Genomic DNA, 14,929 nt, shown 5'->3' with positions numbered 1-14,929 from the left:
AATTCGTTTGTTAATCGTATAGTAAATAAACCGGCATTTTAGAGCGATGACTGCCTTGTTTTGATCACATGTCCTTCTCTCAAAGACTGTATGCCCTCCAGTACTACCTTGTCTTTGGTATCCAGACCGCCTTTAATCAGGTAGTAGTCCGCTACGCGCTGGGCTACTGCAATACTGCGCTGGCGCACGGTTCCCTTGTCATCTACGACGAATACATAATTCTTATCCTGTATTTCAAACACGGCTTTCTGCGGCATGAGCATGGCTTGCTTCATAGGCCTGGTAATTAAGAGCCGACCGGAGCCGCCATGTCTCAGTATCTTTTCCGGATTCTCAAACTTTGCTTTATATGCGATGTTGCCGGTACTGGCATCAATCTCACTCTCCGCAGATTCCAGTTTACCGTGGTGCGGGTAGGTAGAGCCATCGGGCAGGATAAGGCTTATGGACAGTACCTGCTGTGTATCGCCATGACTGCGGATCTTGAAAAACTCGTTCTCACTGATGTTGAAATAGGCAAATACGGCATGGATATCAGATATGGTGGTGAGCAGGGAATTGGAGGCCAGCAGACTACCCTCTTTGAGCGGAATACGGTCTACTATTCCATCAAACGGTGAGGTGATCTGCGTATAGGAAATACGCCGTTCTACTGCCGATTTATCGGCCAGGGCTACATCTGCTTTGGCCATCAGGGCCCTGTACTTGGCTTTAGCAAGATCCAGTTCTGTCTTGGTAATGATCTTTTTATCGACCAGGATTTGTACGCGCTCTACCTCTACCTGCGCCACACAGGCATCGGCCATAGCACTTTTATAAGCGGCTTCTGCTTTGGTACGCTCGATCTGCAACTCGCTGTCATTGATCTTGAACAGCAGCTGTCCCTTGCGCACTGCCTGTCCTTCTTTGATGTATATCTTGTCCAGCATGCCTTCTATGCGGGCATGGACTTCTACATTCTTATAAGCCTGTATGTCGGCCACATAGGGAATATTGAGTACGGTGTCTTTCTGACGGGGATGGAACACGGGATATACGGTTCCCTTGTCTTCATTTTTTGCGGAACGGTCATTGCCACAGCCTGTTGCTAATACAGCGGCTGCAAGGATATACATCCAATAATTTCTGATCATTGTATTGATAAAAGGAAAAATTACGAATAGCCGTACAGGCGGCTTCTTACAAAGCCTCCGGTACAGGAATTAAAAAATATGGTAAAAGAATACCTGATGCGAAGCGCAGGCGCTATGCATAGGTGTACAGGCCTCAGGAACAGAGGCTGGTTAAGGGATGCAGCTGACTAAAACAAATGCTGGAGAAAGAGTAAACCGAAACAGACTTCCTGCATGGCCCGGGCATTGACGGGACAGGCATGGTGGCCGGTAATAAGGCTTGGATAATTGACAGCAACACGATCTTCCAGCGGGGTAAAAGGCTCTACGATGAAAGTCTGCGGAAGATTGACTTTACGGACAATGGCCGCATCGTCATCAGGATCGTCCTGGTTTTGCTTGGTCTTTTTGTGTTTGGAGACACTGCATTGCTGCAGTGTTTGTTGTTGTATGAAGCCCTCAATAATGTCGGCCTGCAGGCCGAAGAAGATCAGTAAAGGTAGCAGTATGTGACTTAGCTTCCTGAAGTTCATGACAAATTAAAAACTTTTTTTGAAGTGTCGCAAAGTTAAGGAGAAGCCCCCGGAGTGCACGGTCCTTTATGGCTCGATTCAGAGAAGATTTTGTTAAAAGGATTCTGAGAAAGTATAAATAAAAAATACCGATAAAGATCGCCTCACTACCATTGATGCAATGAGTTCATTTATATGTCCACACAGCTCCATTACGACTCAAACAGGAATTCCAGGTCGAAATAGTACCTGCGGGTATTGTTATGGTCTATATATAAAGTAGTTTCTTTTTCTCGCCCCAGTTTTAGTAGAAGTGTTGTACGGTCAAAAGGAAGCACAGGGCTTACAAACCGTTCTAATCGTCCACCGTAATCATAATGAAATATAATTACAGACTGGTTTACCTGTACGTTCTCCACATTTCTCGTTGCATTGGTCAACAGATTCAATGCCTGTATATCCTGTGCGACACCTAATGTTGCAAACAAACCATCAGCTGCATATCTTTCTCTTTCTTCACTATAATTATTTTCCCTGATCTCACACTGGTTAAGGTCTACTTTGACCTTCTGTCCATGCTGCATTATATCCTCGATAGTTTCCTTATATTGATTGTGTACATGAAGCGCTTTTCTCTTTTTCCCCAGATACAACAACACACAGCCCAATACACATAGCAATAAGCCACATAAACTATAAATGAATGGAAAAGAAATCATTGTACCCTTATAGTCTCTGAAAAACATCAGAATTAGCACACCTACTCCTAAAAGAATATATGCAATGATACGTCTTGCCATAGTTATGAATAATTATATCAGGGTTTCATATTAGATTTTACAAGGCCCAGTCCCTGCCAGAACTCATCTGGATATGTTAAGGTATTCGGTTTTCCCATCCATCCGTTGACAAGATCAAGTACATAGCCGCTATCCAGCTTCTCATAATGAACAGATCCATTTATGATTTTATCCCAGTCACCGGCATACTTCAAGCTATCCAGGCTTTCAGGGTATGTACCAAAGCGGACTTTATGCAGTTCAATCAGCGCAATAGCCGTTTTAAAATGCTGATCGCCAAATTGTCTATTTGCCTGCTCTTTTATGCCTCCTAAATTACAAGAGGAGCAGAAAATATGCAGTAATAGAATGGTAAAAATAGTACCTAGCGTTTTTTTCATTTTCGGGTAATGAGCATTTTATATTCAATGCCCTAAATTATAATAAAAAAGGAGAATCAGCGCATACAATGGTTATGATGCAAACAAAAAAAGCGTTCTGACCTGAATCAGGCCAGAACGCTCAATGTATGATTGTACAATAATTTAAGACTTTTGTGTGTGCTGCAATATGCCTAACAAGCTGAATAACCAGCCCAGCACAAAAAATACACCTCCTATAGGGGTGATGATACCCAGCCCTTTCAGTCCTACTGATCCGTTATGTTTTAAGGCAACCAATGCGTAGATAGAACCACAGAACAACACTACTCCTATAATAAACATCAGACTGGCTCTCTGCAGCCATACAGACGGCATGTAGGCAAACATGATACCTGTTGCCAGTAAGGCAAAGGTGTGGTAGAACTGGTATTTCACAGCGGTTTCATAAGTATTCAGTAATTCCGGGCTCAGTTTTTCTTTTAATGCGTGTGCACCGAATGCACCCAGGATTACGGCCAGCATACCGAAAATGGTTGCGGCGACCAATGCTTGCTTGTACATAAAGATCTAATTAGAATGAGGTGAGTTAAAAAGCCCCGCAAAGGTAGCTATTGTTGCCGATAATGCATCAACCGTATATGTCGCTTTTTCGTAAAAAGGGCTGCGTTGTGCGACTAAAGTTTCTATAAATCCGAGTCGCTCGTCGGGAGCTATATTGGAAAACATAGGCCGCGCCACTTTGGAATGTGCCAGACGACTTTGTATAAATGCGGCACTGCCCTGAAGGTATACCACTGCTCCATGCTGCAGCATCCAGTCCATATTATCGAAATAACAAGGGGCACCGCCGCCGGTAGAAATGATGCAGGATAGGCCCGCATAACGGTTAGTAAGTAAATGTAAGGCTTCCTGTTCTGCTTTACGGAAGGTCATTTCACTTTCTGCAAAGAGTTCGGGTATTGTTTTTCCGGTATGCTGTTCGATAAAGCGGTCCATATCTACCGCTTCGTAACCAAACTGCCGGCTCAGCTTTTTCATCCAGTAAGATTTGCCCACTCCGGGCATGCCGACTAAAAAAATTAACATCAATGTAGTGTTTGACAGCTTAGAATTTGTTATTTTGAGGTCTTTTTTGCAACAGCACAAAGATATTAATTATAAGGCTATTATGGCATTTTCAGTATGTATAATCAGTAATGTGATCAACGGCACCCTGCTGCAGGTAATAGATAGTTACCGCCGGGTGAGCGATGATATACTGGTAGGTTTTAATGGCCTGCTGGCGGCTGATGTGGCTGATTTTGCCCTGCAATACCCGGATATCAAACCGCATCTGCTGACCTGGAAAGGTTACGGACCTACTAAAAATGAACTGGCGGCCAAAGCGAAATATGACTGGATACTATCGGTAGACAGTGATGAGATTGCCTCGCCGGAATTACAGCAAAGTCTTGCCGCTGTTCAGTTTAAAGAGATCAATACGGTTTATTGTCTCCTGCTGGTGCACCGCATAGGGACGGAACGTGTTCGTTACGGTACCTTTGGAGCATCTAAAGAATTGAAAAAGAGGCTGTACAACCGCAAGGCGGTGAGTTGGGATACGGAGAAAGTGCATGAAGCGCTGACCTTCCCCAAACAGGTAACATTCGAAACGCTGAAGGGTATCTTGTATCATCATACGGCAGAAAATACGGCAGACATTCGTGCAAAAAACAGGAAGTATGCCTTGCTGAGCGCAGAAAATATGCTGGAAAAAGGCAAAAAATACACCTATTCCAAACCTTATCTCTCTGGTTTGAATGCGTTTATGAAGCAGTATATATTTAAGAAAGGTTTCCTGGATGGCCGTATTGGCTTTCTGCTGGCAAGGGAAAGTGCTTTGTATGCCTGGTGGAAGTACCGCTTCCTGCAGCAATTGCGTCAGAAACGCTCCTCCTAATTTGTAGCCAGAAAACTCAGAATCTCTTCCACGAACTTACGTTCGTTAGACAGGCGCGGAACTTTATTTTGTCCGCCGAGCTTCCCTTTAGACTTCAGCCATGCATTAAAACTGCCTTTAGGTACCGGGTGTACAATCGGCATACGCAATGCAATATCTTTATGGCGCTTGGCTTCGTAGTCGGAGTTTACAGCCTGTAAAGCCAGATCCATCTCGGTAACAAAAACTTCTAATGGCACCTGTAATTGTTCAAATTCAATGATCCATTCATGAGCGCCATTACTGTCGCCGGTCATATACACCGGAGCGGCGGTATAATCATTCACGATAGCACCGGTTGCAGCACAGGCTTTTTCAATGGCATGATCACTATTGTCGATAATTACTTCTTCACCAAATGCATTGATAAAGTGCTTTATACGACCACTTACCTTAATCCGGAATGGCTCCAGAGAGGTAAACTGAATGGTATCACCTACCATATAACGCCACAGTCCGCTGTTGGTACTGATGATCAATGCATAATTGGTATTCAGCTCAACTTCTCTAAGGTTTAGAGTATTCGGGTGGGTTTTGCCGGCCTCTTCCATCGGCATGAATTCAAAGAATATGCCATGGTTAAGAAACAGCAACATACCATTCTCACTATCAGTAGTATCCTGTGCGGCAAAGAAGCCCTCAGAAGCATTGTAGGTTTCGAGGTAATGCATATCCTCATGCGGAATCAGTTGTTTAAACTGGTTCTGGTAAGGCTTAAAGCTTACCCCGCCGTGGATGTATAATTCCAGGTTAGGCCATACCTCGCGGATATCGCTCTTGCCCGTCTTTTCGAGAATACGTTTAAGTAATACCAGCGTCCAGGTGGGCACACCGGCTATATAGGTGATGTTTTCGTTGAGAGTACTGTCTATAATGCTTTCAATCTTACTCTCCCACTCGTCCATAAGGGCCACTTTCAGGTCCGGAGAGCGCATAATCTGTCCGATAAACGGCATATTCTGCAGCATTACTGCAGAAAGGTCACCATAGAAGCAATCAGCATTCATCTGGTTTACCTGGTGGCTACCACCAATCGTGAGGCACTTACCACCAAACAGGCCGGTATCCGGGTACATGCGTACATAGATACCCAGTACATCTTTACCGGCACGGTAATGCGTATCGTCCAGGGTTTCTTTACTTACGGGAATAAACTTGCTCTTATCGCTGGTCGTACCACTACTTTTGGCAAACCAGTTGATAGGGGTGTTCCAGAGCACATTCTGCTCACCGTCAAGGATATGCTGTATATAAGGCTTTACATCATCATACTCCTGTACGGGTACACGCTCCTTAAATTCTTTAATAGCATTGATGGTATCAAAGCTATATTTTTTACCAAAATCAGTAAACTGTGCCGAGCCAATAAGATCATTAAATACTTTTTTCTGGGTATCGATCGGGTTAAGCATAAAATTATCTACTGCGTTGAGGCGCATTTTCATAATCTGCTTTATGGCTGGACTTAATATCGGCATAGTTTGTACTTCACTGGTAATGGGCAAAAGTAATGAAATGATTTTTAAATTGCAGACAATAAAATTAAACACAAAAGATCATAAATAAAATAATATCTCTTAGCGAATGGCTTCTATCTTAATATTTGTAAATTCGCACACATTCAAATACTAATAACCGACATTATACAGTTAGAATTTTAACGATAACATAAATCACCTAAACGGATAGTTACCTTCCGGAGTTTATTTTATCAAGCATCAAAGAACAACAATCAGGCCGTTCTTTCAATGAAAAATTTACAATAATTCGATGAACAACCATACTCTGACACAAAAGCTCGAATCTGTAGAAAGACTGGCTAATGCAGGAAAAGTAACCAGGCTTTTGAATAACCCGTTTAAATATGCATTTGCCATCTTCTATAAAAACTTTTTGTATAAGTACATGCCTAAAGAGAAGGCAGTGATATGTAATTTGTTTTATGGTAAGAAAATGAAAGTTTTATTACCGGCTTCTACAGATATTTATCTTACAGGGGGGAAATCACACCCATCTGAGGTGCGTCTGGCAAGATTTCTTATAAATAACCTCGTTGCAGGAGATATATTCTGGGATATTGGTGCACATTATGGCTATTTCTCATTACTAGCGGCCGAATTGGTAGGCATCAAAGGGCAAATAATATCATTTGAGCCCTCAACGAGTAGTTATGCAATACTAGCAGAGAATGCACATAACATAGCACAGGTATCTGTTTTCAATAAGGCTGTATCAAAGGATAAAGGAGCTTTAACTTTTTATGAATTTCCAAATTTATACTCTGAGTACAACTCTTTAGATATCACTCAATTTGAACATGAAAAGTGGTTTAAAAAATCCCCTCCAAAGCAAACGACCGTTCCTACAGAATCTCTTGATCTCTTATATGCGCAGTATAAAAGCGCGCCAAAGATCATTAAAATTGACGTAGAAGGTGCTGAAAATCTGGTTATTACCGGAGGGCAGCAAATGCTGACCGCATCAAAACCTATAATCATAATGGAGTTCCTTGCATCGGACCGGCAAAACGGCACACACAAGGAAGCTGCTGCTATGTTGCAAGGACACGGTTATATGGCAAATATCATTCTAGCAGACGGTACCTTGCAGGAAGTAAAGGATATTGACGCTTACCTGGAACAAGTACAATTGGAGTCTGATAACATTGTGTTCCAGAAACCATAAACAATATACGGTTGTCCAGAAATGGCACGTCCTTAATAAAATATCACTTAAATTTGCTGGCTTTCCTTAAAAAAGCCACCTATGTTTTAAATAAAGTTCTATCTTAGCGACCTTTATTTAAGAGTTAACATTATATTGACATATTTATCATAAATGATTGAAAAATTAGAAGCCTTACAAGCCAAGTTTAATGACCTGGGTATTGCTTTAACCAACCCGGAAATAGTAAGTGACAATAAAAAGTTCACCCAGGTTTCGAAAGAGTATAAAAAGTTAGAACCGCTGATGCAAGCGTACCAGAAGTACAGAAACTGCCTGGACAGTATTGCATTCGGCAAGGAAGTTCTGGCCAGTGAAAGTGATGCTGATCTGAGAGATATGGCAAAAGAAGAACTGGTTATACAAGAAGAAGAAAAAGATACGTTAGAAGAAGAGATTCGCCAGCTGTTGATCCCTAAAGATCCGCAGGATGATAAAAATGCTGTTTTAGAGATTCGTGCCGGTACAGGTGGTGACGAAGCGAGCATTTTTGCCGGTGACCTGTTCAGAATGTATATGAAGTACTTCGAGAAAAAGGGCTGGCGTGCTTCCCTGATTTATGAAGCGGAAGGTACTGTGGGCGGATATAAAGATATTCAGCTGGAGGTTGTTGGTGATGATGTATATGGTACCCTGAAGTTTGAAAGTGGTGTACACCGCGTACAAAGGGTTCCAGCAACAGAGGCCAGCGGCCGTGTACATACCTCTGCGGCTACCGTACAGGTGATGCCTGAAGCCGATGAGATCGATTTCGAGCTGAGAGAAAGTGATGTAAAAATGGAGACAGCCCGAAGCGGTGGTTCCGGTGGTCAGAATGTAAACAAAGTAGAAACCAAGGTATTACTGACCCACATCCCGACCGGTACAGTAGTAGTGTGCCAGACCGAGCGTACACAGCTCGGTAACCGCGAAAAGGCGATGTCTATGCTGCGTACCAAATTATACGAAGAAGAAGTACGTAAACACGAAGAGGCTATTGCCCAGAGACGTAAGAGTATCGTAACTACGGGTGACCGCTCTGCAAAGATCCGTACGTACAACTACCCTCAGGGACGCATCACCGATCACCGCATCAACATGACCAGCTACAACCTGGACGAGTTTATGAACGGTGGTATCGACGAAATGCTGAAAGCCCTGCAGCTTGCAGAGAATGCAGAGAAGATGAAAGCTGGTGAAAGTATATAGATAGTAAAAATTGCTTATCCGCCTAAAACATAAAACAAGATTTAAATTTTACCAATGCAGCAAAATAAATATGACCTTGTAGCCATAATACGTACAATTAAGTCCCGCGGCAAATTAGTATGGGGTATTACGGCACTGGGACTCATTGCCTCTGTGATATTTGTATCAATCAGACCAAATGAGTATACTTCAGAAGCAAGTATTATCGTAAAAGGCTTTATGAACTTTGATCGCAATCAGTTGTATAATGATAAAACATTGTATACTAAAGATGTGTTTGCCAAAGATTATGAGCTGGATAAAGCCATGACCATCCTGGAAAGCGGTGATGTTAAAGGCCATATCAATGAAGCGGTAAAATACCAGCAAACAAAAAAGCTTAAATCTGAAGAAGCTGCTTTCATAGCGATCAAAAGTGCATTCAAACTGAAGCGTACGGATAACTATGATATTGAAGCCAAGTTTACCGATACAGATCCTAAACTGGCACATGCTGCACTGGAAGCCGCACTACAAAAAGCAGAGGCAGTTTATATCAACTTCTTCGAAGACTATAACAGAGATGTTACAAAAGATATCGATTTTAAAAGAAGAAGTATTACAGACTCTATAAACTTGCTTAATGACAGCATTGCTGCTATTCGCAAACAATATAACCTTTACAGTGAATTACTGCCAGTAAGAGGTACTGTATTGAGCAATAATCAGAGCATTAATGCTGATAATGCTGTTGGTATTGAAAAATTACAATCACTGATCCAGGTTAAAGATCAGCTTGATGAACAAAATGCTAAATTAGCTAGCTTAAAGAATGAATATAACAGCTATCTGAATAGCGATAAAATGCATGTGTTTTACCGAGTAAGCGGCCCTTATGTTCCGAATGTAACGTCTAACTTACCTGCATATGTCGTTATACTTGGTTCAGTACTGGCTTCACTGATTTTTGCCAGTTTACTGGTTCTTATTGCTAATGCATTTAAAAACAAAGCATAGGATAGCATTTAATGAGTACAGCACGAGCGAATACGATATCTCTTACATATAGTAAACAAGAGCGTTGGTTTTATGGACTGGCGGTCTTACTAATGCTTACCTGTATTGCGATTTTCTCAGGCACTCATCATTATTGGGTGATTGCGATACCATTTGCCCTGCCCCTGGCAGCATGGTTTATCCTGAACTGGAAGTCTTTTTACTGGTTCTATGTAGTTTGTATTCCATTTACTGTGATTGTGCAGGTCGGCGGTTCGAGTATGATGTACCTTCCGCAGTTGCCCCTGACCATTTTAATGGCCGGGCTTACGATTGTATTATTGTTGTATTACCGTAATATCGTTTACGAAAACCTGCTGCGGCACCCGCTTACCTTAATCATTGCGTTACAGTATACCTGGCTAGTGGTATCAGTAATATTCTCCCAAATACCTATTTTCTCAATCAAGTATCTGGGTATTAATACCGTACAGTTACTTACCTTTTTCATACTGCCATCTATTATACTTAAAACGAAAGAGGATATATTCACTTTAGCCAAAGTATTTTTAATCCCGATGACACTTGTGGGACTGTATGTATTCCTGCATCATGCTTATCTTCATTTTGGCTATGTTGAGACTAATATTGCAGCACGCCCGTTTTTCTACAATCACGTAGACCACGCCTGCATTATGTCTATGCTGATCCCTACATTCTTCATTTTATGGAGATACAATAAGAAAGACAAACGTTTAAGGTGGCTTTACCTGGGCTTATTCCTGTTCTATTTTGTAGGCATGTATTTAGCCTTTGCCCGTGCCGCAATGCTGGGTACCATATTCGCTTTCATTGTTTTCTGGGCTATACGCAAGCGCCTGGTCAACTGGCTTATGCCATTATTCTTTACATTCTGTATTTTTATAGTCAGTTTCATGATCTATAATAACAGATTCATTGATTACAGACCTGACTTTAAGCACACCTATTCCAGACATACTTTTAATGATCTGATCAAAGCTAGCTTTGTAGGGGGAGACATGTCATCAGCCGAACGTTTCTTCCGATGGATTGCCGCTACGCGTATGAGCCAGGAGCACCCATTTGTAGGTGTGGGCCCTAATAATTTCTATTATTTCTACAAGCCAAATGCCGTTACAGTATTTAAAACATACGTTAGTGCCAATCCGGAAAAGTCAACAACACATAACTACTTCTTCTTCCTGTTGGTTGAACAAGGCTGGCCGGCGATGTTATTATATGGTATACTGATCACAGCAATATTCTACCATGCACAACTACTTTATCATAAGACCGATAATAAATTGTACCGGGCTATGGTAATGTGTAGTGCAATGATGGTAGCAGCCTTCTTCCTTAATAATCTGTTTTCGGAATTATTACAGATGTTCCGTATCGGGTCTCTGTTCTATTTTGCGGTAATTTTGCTTTACTGGGTAGATCGTCAGATCAAAAAGGAGCAGAAAGAATTACCTGTTTAACGCAGGATATAGTGTTGCTTGCGCTTGAACGCGGGATCTGCAACCAGTACCGAAAAGTTCCAGGTAAACATTGTACAGTTAAAAGCCTGATGTCCCCAGAGAACATTCAATGTTTCTTCATCTTTATGGCCGGGGTGCCAAACCAGTATTTGTACAGATTCTGGTAAATATGCTGATGTTATAAACTCAGCTGCCTGCTTTGTATCCATAATCATCAAGGCGCCTTCTGGTATCCTTTCCGGAATAGCATTAATTATACCGGGCAATGCAGCAGAAACCCAATTCAGCGAGATTATTGCAGGGTTTAAATGTAGTTGTGTATAGCGCAGATAGGATAATACCCGATATAGTGTACGGGCTTGCTGTGTTTGCGGCACAGCAGCAGGATATTGATATGCAGCCTGCCTATGCAAAGCCTGTTCTACAAAATCATAGACAAAGGGAGAATGCGTGCCATGACGGCCTTTAGCCTTAAGCAGGTATTGCAGGTAATTCAATGTTTGGTAATTATGCGTTAGTTTTTATCCAGCGTTCAAATGTGAAGCTGTAGATATGATGCTCATCTTTGGGATGGGCTTCTTCCCATATTTTTTCCCATTCTGGATTATTACGGATCTCCGGGAAGAATACGGTACCCTCTTCAATCTCAGTATGCACACGGGTCATAAAGATTTCATCGCACTGATTCAGTACCTGGCGATAGAGCTGTCCGCCGCCGATAAGGCTTACTTTCTGTTCTTCCCCTTCCTGCGGAACATGCTCCCTGATATAATCAAGGGCGGCTTCAAAAGAATGTACTACTACAGCGCCCGGCGTATCTTGCGGCATCGTCGTTGATACCACAATATTTGCCCGTTTAGGTAATGGTCTGGCACCTATAGAGATCCATGTATTTTTGCCCATGATCACCGGACCGCCAAGGGTCATCTTTTTAAAGAATTTCAGATCGTCGGGCAGGTGCCAGGGCATGGTATTATTCATACCAATCACATTATTTTCACTTGCAGCTACTACACTGATCAGTTTCATAAGCTTATTTTTTCTCCGGGAATAAAATAGATTTCAATTCTGCTTCATCTTCCAGCTTGAGCTTACCGGCCAGCAGCAGGCGCAATTGTCGTCTGCGCAAAGCATCTTTATACATTTCCTGCTCCCGCTCTGTTTCCGGCTCTATGGCTGGTATGCGGGTAGGTTTACCCAATGAATCCAGGGCAACAAAGTTGAAGTATGCTTCGTTAGATAAGTAGCGTTCCTGTTTGATCAGGTCTTCGCCCCATACCGACAGATAAATCTCCATAGAGGAGTTAAAGGTACGGGTAACCTTACCTTCTATCGTAATCAGGTTGCCCAGTCTGATCGGGTTATGAAAATTGACATTGTCGACCGATACCGTTACGCATGGTTTATTACTGTGTTTTTGTGCTACAATCGCAGCAGCAATATCCATCCAGTACATGAGCCGCCCGCCCATCAGGTTATTCAGTGTATTCGTATCATTGGGCAGTACATACTCACTCATGATCGTATACGAGTCTGATACTTTTTTCGCAACTAGTTCCATACAGATTATTTTTGTTTGGGTTCAGTGGTAAATGCCGCTTTCAGGTAGAATGGTTCTGCATAAGCCAGTTCATCAAAGTCCTGCGTATGCCAGCGTTGCTGCGCCTGACTATTCCATAAAGCGATATCCATTATATGCGATCCCAGATCAGCAGCATGGCTGTGTGCCGCTTTTACGGCATCATCATCAGTAATCAATGCATAATCTTTGTATGTATCAAACGGGAAGTCGTTATAGAAGATGTGTTGTGCAGGCAGATCGATCTGTGCGCCGTTTCCGGCAATGGCAAAGCCCTCTCCTGTTCTGGCTTTCAGTACGACCATGGCCTGTTGTGGCTGGCGATTCAGTAAGAGCTCCAGTTTATTGAACAGCATCAGCGGTTTGTCGAGCGCAAAGCATAGGCCTTTGGCCACACCCAATCCTACCCTCAAACCAGTATAGCTGCCTGGCCCGGCATTCACCGCAATCGCATCGATATTTTTCAGCTCCAGGGGAACCTGCGCAAACAGCTGGGCGATCATATCATTTAAGGAAGCAGCCTGTTGGTTAGGCAGTTCATTTTTCAGCTCATTCAAACATCCATCTGCATCACCGACGGCTACATGTGTATGCGGTGCAGCGGTATCGATAAATAATATATTTGCCATGATAAGTTAATACGCAAAGATAATTGTTCAGCACTGGAAATCACGATTTAATTTTCCTATAAGCCCATATCTTTCTGAATTGTATATTTGTGCCATGGAAAAGAAAATTATCAATACCAGTGCCGCTCCGGCACCTATAGGCCCATATAACCAGGCCACTCAATTCGGCAATATGTTATTCGTTTCCGGACAGATACCAATGGACCCTGCGACCGGCGAAATCGTTACCTCCGGTATACAGGACGAGACCCGTAAAGTACTGGAAAATGTACAGGCTATTCTTACCGAGGCCGGCATGGATTTTACTCATGTATTGAAGAGTACTATTTTCATTACAGATATGGCCCAGTTTGCCCAGATCAATGAAGTATACGCACAGTTCTTTACTGCAAATGAACCTGCAAGAGAAACGGTACAGGTGGCCGGTCTTCCAAGAGGGGTAAATGTAGAGATCTCTGTAATTGCAGCTAAGTAATATTACTTTTTTGTATAAAAATTGTTGGGCGCCGGCATAGCCGGCGCCCAACAATTTTTATAGTGATTGATTTTTCACTTTTACATTTTGAATTACCTTGGCACCTCTACTTTAGTAATCATTTCTTTCAGCACCTCATCTGCGCTGATACCTTCCATTTCTTTTTCCGGGGTCAATGCCACACGGTGCCTTAAAGCAGGAACCAGTACATGAGTCACATCTTCCGGTGTTACGAAATCACGTCCTCTCAGTACCGCCAGAGCTTTAGCCGCATGCAATAAAGCTACAGTAGCTCTCGGAGATCCACCCAGGTACAAAGACGGATGATTACGAGTAGCAGCTACCAGCTGTGCCATATATTGCAGTATCTTTTCTTCTACATGCACTTGCTGCACCCAGGTACGGCATTGCTCCAGCTCTTCTTTACTCAGCACTGCTGCTACAGCAGCGATAAGCGGTTGTGCACCACGGTGATGGTGATAGCTAAGGATGTTTAATTCTTCTTCAATGGTAGGATACCCCACCACTATTTTAAACAGGAAACGATCGAGTTGTGCCTCCGGCAGGCGATAAGTACCTTCATGCTCAATCGGGTTCTGTGTAGCGATTACAATAAACGGCTTGTCCAGGCTGTACGTTACCCCATCGGAAGTAATTTGTCGTTCTTCCATTACCTCAAACAAAGCTGCCTGTGTTTTGGCAGGAGCACGGTTTACCTCATCGATCAGCACTATATTACCGAAGATAGGCCCTTGCCTGAATTCAAACCTGGTGGTCTGCGGATTAAATATATTGGTTCCGATCACATCGGATGGCATCAGATCCGGGGTAAATTGAATACGACTGAATTGTGCATCAATTAACTTTGCCATTGTCTTGGCCGTCAAGGTTTTGGCCACACCCGGCACTCCTTCCAGCAATACATGTCCTTCGGCCAACAATGCAGTAAGCAGCAGTTCTATCATCTCATGCTGCCCTACGATGGTCTTACCTATCGCTGCCTTTACTTTATCGATCAGTACGGAGATCGTCTCAATCGGCAGTCTGGATTTATATTCTGTACCGGTATGGTTTGTTTCCTGGTGTTCCATAA

18 protein-coding genes are annotated in these 14,929 nt (G+C 42.7%); 6 read left to right on the top strand and 12 right to left on the bottom strand.

Annotated features, from left to right (window positions below; translation table 11 throughout):
• Window positions 1–38 precede the first annotated feature (38 nt).
• The 6 genes from EMP01_RS12405 to EMP01_RS12380 all read right to left on the bottom strand — a co-directional run bounded on the left by EMP01_RS12405 (window position 39) and on the right by EMP01_RS12380 (window position 3,872).
• Window positions 39–1,133 carry an efflux RND transporter periplasmic adaptor subunit gene (locus EMP01_RS12405; RefSeq protein ID WP_129021873.1) on the bottom strand — a complete coding sequence of 365 codons (1,095 nt, stop codon included), beginning with the start codon at window positions 1,131–1,133 and terminating at the stop codon, window positions 39–41.
• Window positions 1,134–1,300: 167 nt separating this feature from the next.
• Window positions 1,301–1,645, bottom strand: a complete 345-nt coding sequence (locus EMP01_RS12400; RefSeq protein ID WP_129021872.1) for a hypothetical protein — start codon at window positions 1,643–1,645, stop codon at window positions 1,301–1,303.
• Window positions 1,646–1,836: 191 nt separating this feature from the next.
• Window positions 1,837–2,424: a hypothetical protein gene (locus tag EMP01_RS12395; RefSeq protein WP_129021871.1), complete on the bottom strand. Its 588-nt coding sequence runs from the start codon at window positions 2,422–2,424 to the stop codon at window positions 1,837–1,839.
• Between the two features lie 17 nt (window positions 2,425–2,441).
• On the bottom strand, window positions 2,442–2,804 hold the full coding sequence (locus EMP01_RS12390; RefSeq protein WP_129021870.1) for a hypothetical protein: 363 nt from the start codon (window positions 2,802–2,804) through the stop codon (window positions 2,442–2,444).
• Between the two features lie 144 nt (window positions 2,805–2,948).
• The gene (locus EMP01_RS12385; protein ID WP_129021869.1) at window positions 2,949–3,347 is read right to left on the bottom strand and encodes a DUF423 domain-containing protein; all 399 of its coding nucleotides are present in this window, start codon (window positions 3,345–3,347) and stop codon (window positions 2,949–2,951) included.
• 6 nt (window positions 3,348–3,353) lie between these two features.
• Window positions 3,354–3,872, bottom strand: coding sequence for a shikimate kinase (locus EMP01_RS12380; RefSeq protein WP_129021868.1), 519 nt, complete (start codon window positions 3,870–3,872; stop codon window positions 3,354–3,356).
• Window positions 3,873–3,954: 82 nt separating this feature from the next.
• On the opposite strand from EMP01_RS12380, the gene EMP01_RS12375 reads away from it, so the two are divergent.
• Window positions 3,955–4,725: a glycosyltransferase family protein gene (locus tag EMP01_RS12375; protein ID WP_129021867.1), complete on the top strand. Its 771-nt coding sequence runs from the start codon at window positions 3,955–3,957 to the stop codon at window positions 4,723–4,725.
• Here EMP01_RS12375 and EMP01_RS12370 read toward each other — a convergent pair.
• Window positions 4,722–6,242: a GH3 auxin-responsive promoter family protein gene (locus tag EMP01_RS12370; RefSeq protein ID WP_129021866.1), complete on the bottom strand. Its 1,521-nt coding sequence runs from the start codon at window positions 6,240–6,242 to the stop codon at window positions 4,722–4,724. The two genes, EMP01_RS12375 and EMP01_RS12370, sit on opposite strands and share 4 nt — an antisense overlap.
• Before the next feature lie 292 nt (window positions 6,243–6,534).
• Here EMP01_RS12370 and EMP01_RS12365 point away from each other — a divergent pair, with 292 nt between their 5' ends.
• From EMP01_RS12365 to EMP01_RS12350, 4 genes are all read left to right on the top strand, one after another.
• The gene (locus EMP01_RS12365) at window positions 6,535–7,449 is read left to right on the top strand and encodes an FkbM family methyltransferase (RefSeq protein WP_129021865.1); all 915 of its coding nucleotides are present in this window, start codon (window positions 6,535–6,537) and stop codon (window positions 7,447–7,449) included.
• A 153-nt stretch (window positions 7,450–7,602) separates the two neighbouring features.
• Window positions 7,603–8,676, top strand: coding sequence for a peptide chain release factor 1 (gene prfA, locus EMP01_RS12360; RefSeq protein ID WP_129021864.1), 1,074 nt, complete (start codon window positions 7,603–7,605; stop codon window positions 8,674–8,676).
• A 54-nt stretch (window positions 8,677–8,730) separates the two neighbouring features.
• Window positions 8,731–9,672, top strand: a complete 942-nt coding sequence (locus EMP01_RS12355; protein WP_129021863.1) for a Wzz/FepE/Etk N-terminal domain-containing protein — start codon at window positions 8,731–8,733, stop codon at window positions 9,670–9,672.
• A gap of 11 nt (window positions 9,673–9,683) precedes the next feature.
• A complete protein-coding gene (locus tag EMP01_RS12350) occupies window positions 9,684–11,153 on the top strand; it encodes an O-antigen ligase family protein (RefSeq protein WP_129021862.1) in 1,470 nt (489 codons plus the stop codon).
• Here the strand turns inward: EMP01_RS12350 and EMP01_RS12345 are convergent.
• The 4 genes from EMP01_RS12345 to tsaB are packed head-to-tail and all read right to left on the bottom strand — an operon-like array spanning window position 11,150 to window position 13,361.
• On the bottom strand, window positions 11,150–11,650 hold the full coding sequence (locus EMP01_RS12345) for a hypothetical protein (RefSeq protein ID WP_129021861.1): 501 nt from the start codon (window positions 11,648–11,650) through the stop codon (window positions 11,150–11,152). The two genes, EMP01_RS12350 and EMP01_RS12345, sit on opposite strands and share 4 nt — an antisense overlap.
• Before the next feature lie 10 nt (window positions 11,651–11,660).
• Complete coding sequence (locus EMP01_RS12340) at window positions 11,661–12,182, bottom strand: dihydrofolate reductase (RefSeq protein ID WP_129021860.1); 522 nt, start codon at window positions 12,180–12,182, stop codon at window positions 11,661–11,663.
• Window positions 12,183–12,186: 4 nt separating this feature from the next.
• Complete coding sequence (locus EMP01_RS12335) at window positions 12,187–12,714, bottom strand: acyl-CoA thioesterase (RefSeq protein WP_129021859.1); 528 nt, start codon at window positions 12,712–12,714, stop codon at window positions 12,187–12,189.
• A 5-nt stretch (window positions 12,715–12,719) separates the two neighbouring features.
• A complete protein-coding gene (tsaB, locus tag EMP01_RS12330; protein ID WP_129021858.1) occupies window positions 12,720–13,361 on the bottom strand; it encodes a tRNA (adenosine(37)-N6)-threonylcarbamoyltransferase complex dimerization subunit type 1 TsaB in 642 nt (213 codons plus the stop codon).
• A gap of 94 nt (window positions 13,362–13,455) precedes the next feature.
• On the opposite strand from tsaB, the gene EMP01_RS12325 reads away from it, so the two are divergent.
• Window positions 13,456–13,836 carry a RidA family protein gene (locus tag EMP01_RS12325; protein WP_129021857.1) on the top strand — a complete coding sequence of 127 codons (381 nt, stop codon included), beginning with the start codon at window positions 13,456–13,458 and terminating at the stop codon, window positions 13,834–13,836.
• A gap of 92 nt (window positions 13,837–13,928) precedes the next feature.
• On the opposite strand, the gene EMP01_RS12320 is transcribed toward EMP01_RS12325, so the two are convergent.
• Window positions 13,929–14,927 carry an AAA family ATPase gene (locus EMP01_RS12320; protein WP_129021856.1) on the bottom strand — a complete coding sequence of 333 codons (999 nt, stop codon included), beginning with the start codon at window positions 14,925–14,927 and terminating at the stop codon, window positions 13,929–13,931.
• Between the last annotated feature and the right edge of the window lie 2 nt (window positions 14,928–14,929).

Source organism: Edaphocola flava, from assembly GCF_004118155.1.
In the GTDB taxonomy this organism is placed as follows: Bacteria; Bacteroidota; Bacteroidia; order Chitinophagales; family Chitinophagaceae; genus Edaphocola; species Edaphocola flava.
Note: the sequence above shows the minus strand (reverse complement) of the source record. Positions and strands in the feature narration are given on the sequence as shown.

Coding starts and splice junctions, on each gene's coding strand:
- prfA (WP_129021864.1), top strand. CDS start 7,603: ATGATTGAAAAATTAGAAGCCTTACAAGCCAAGTTTAATGACCTGGGT.
- EMP01_RS12365 (WP_129021865.1), top strand. CDS start 6,535: ATGAACAACCATACTCTGACACAAAAGCTCGAATCTGTAGAAAGACTG.
- EMP01_RS12340 (WP_129021860.1), bottom strand. CDS start 12,182: ATGAAACTGATCAGTGTAGTAGCTGCAAGTGAAAATAATGTGATTGGT.
- EMP01_RS12390 (WP_129021870.1), bottom strand. CDS start 2,804: ATGAAAAAAACGCTAGGTACTATTTTTACCATTCTATTACTGCATATT.
- EMP01_RS12335 (WP_129021859.1), bottom strand. CDS start 12,714: ATGGAACTAGTTGCGAAAAAAGTATCAGACTCGTATACGATCATGAGT.
- EMP01_RS12400 (WP_129021872.1), bottom strand. CDS start 1,645: ATGAACTTCAGGAAGCTAAGTCACATACTGCTACCTTTACTGATCTTC.
- EMP01_RS12350 (WP_129021862.1), top strand. CDS start 9,684: ATGAGTACAGCACGAGCGAATACGATATCTCTTACATATAGTAAACAA.
- EMP01_RS12380 (WP_129021868.1), bottom strand. CDS start 3,872: ATGTTAATTTTTTTAGTCGGCATGCCCGGAGTGGGCAAATCTTACTGG.
- EMP01_RS12370 (WP_129021866.1), bottom strand. CDS start 6,242: ATGCCGATATTAAGTCCAGCCATAAAGCAGATTATGAAAATGCGCCTC.
- EMP01_RS12405 (WP_129021873.1), bottom strand. CDS start 1,133: ATGATCAGAAATTATTGGATGTATATCCTTGCAGCCGCTGTATTAGCA.
- EMP01_RS12375 (WP_129021867.1), top strand. CDS start 3,955: ATGGCATTTTCAGTATGTATAATCAGTAATGTGATCAACGGCACCCTG.
- EMP01_RS12320 (WP_129021856.1), bottom strand. CDS start 14,927: ATGGAACACCAGGAAACAAACCATACCGGTACAGAATATAAATCCAGA.
- EMP01_RS12395 (WP_129021871.1), bottom strand. CDS start 2,424: ATGGCAAGACGTATCATTGCATATATTCTTTTAGGAGTAGGTGTGCTA.
- EMP01_RS12325 (WP_129021857.1), top strand. CDS start 13,456: ATGGAAAAGAAAATTATCAATACCAGTGCCGCTCCGGCACCTATAGGC.
- EMP01_RS12385 (WP_129021869.1), bottom strand. CDS start 3,347: ATGTACAAGCAAGCATTGGTCGCCGCAACCATTTTCGGTATGCTGGCC.
- tsaB (WP_129021858.1), bottom strand. CDS start 13,361: ATGGCAAATATATTATTTATCGATACCGCTGCACCGCATACACATGTA.
- EMP01_RS12355 (WP_129021863.1), top strand. CDS start 8,731: ATGCAGCAAAATAAATATGACCTTGTAGCCATAATACGTACAATTAAG.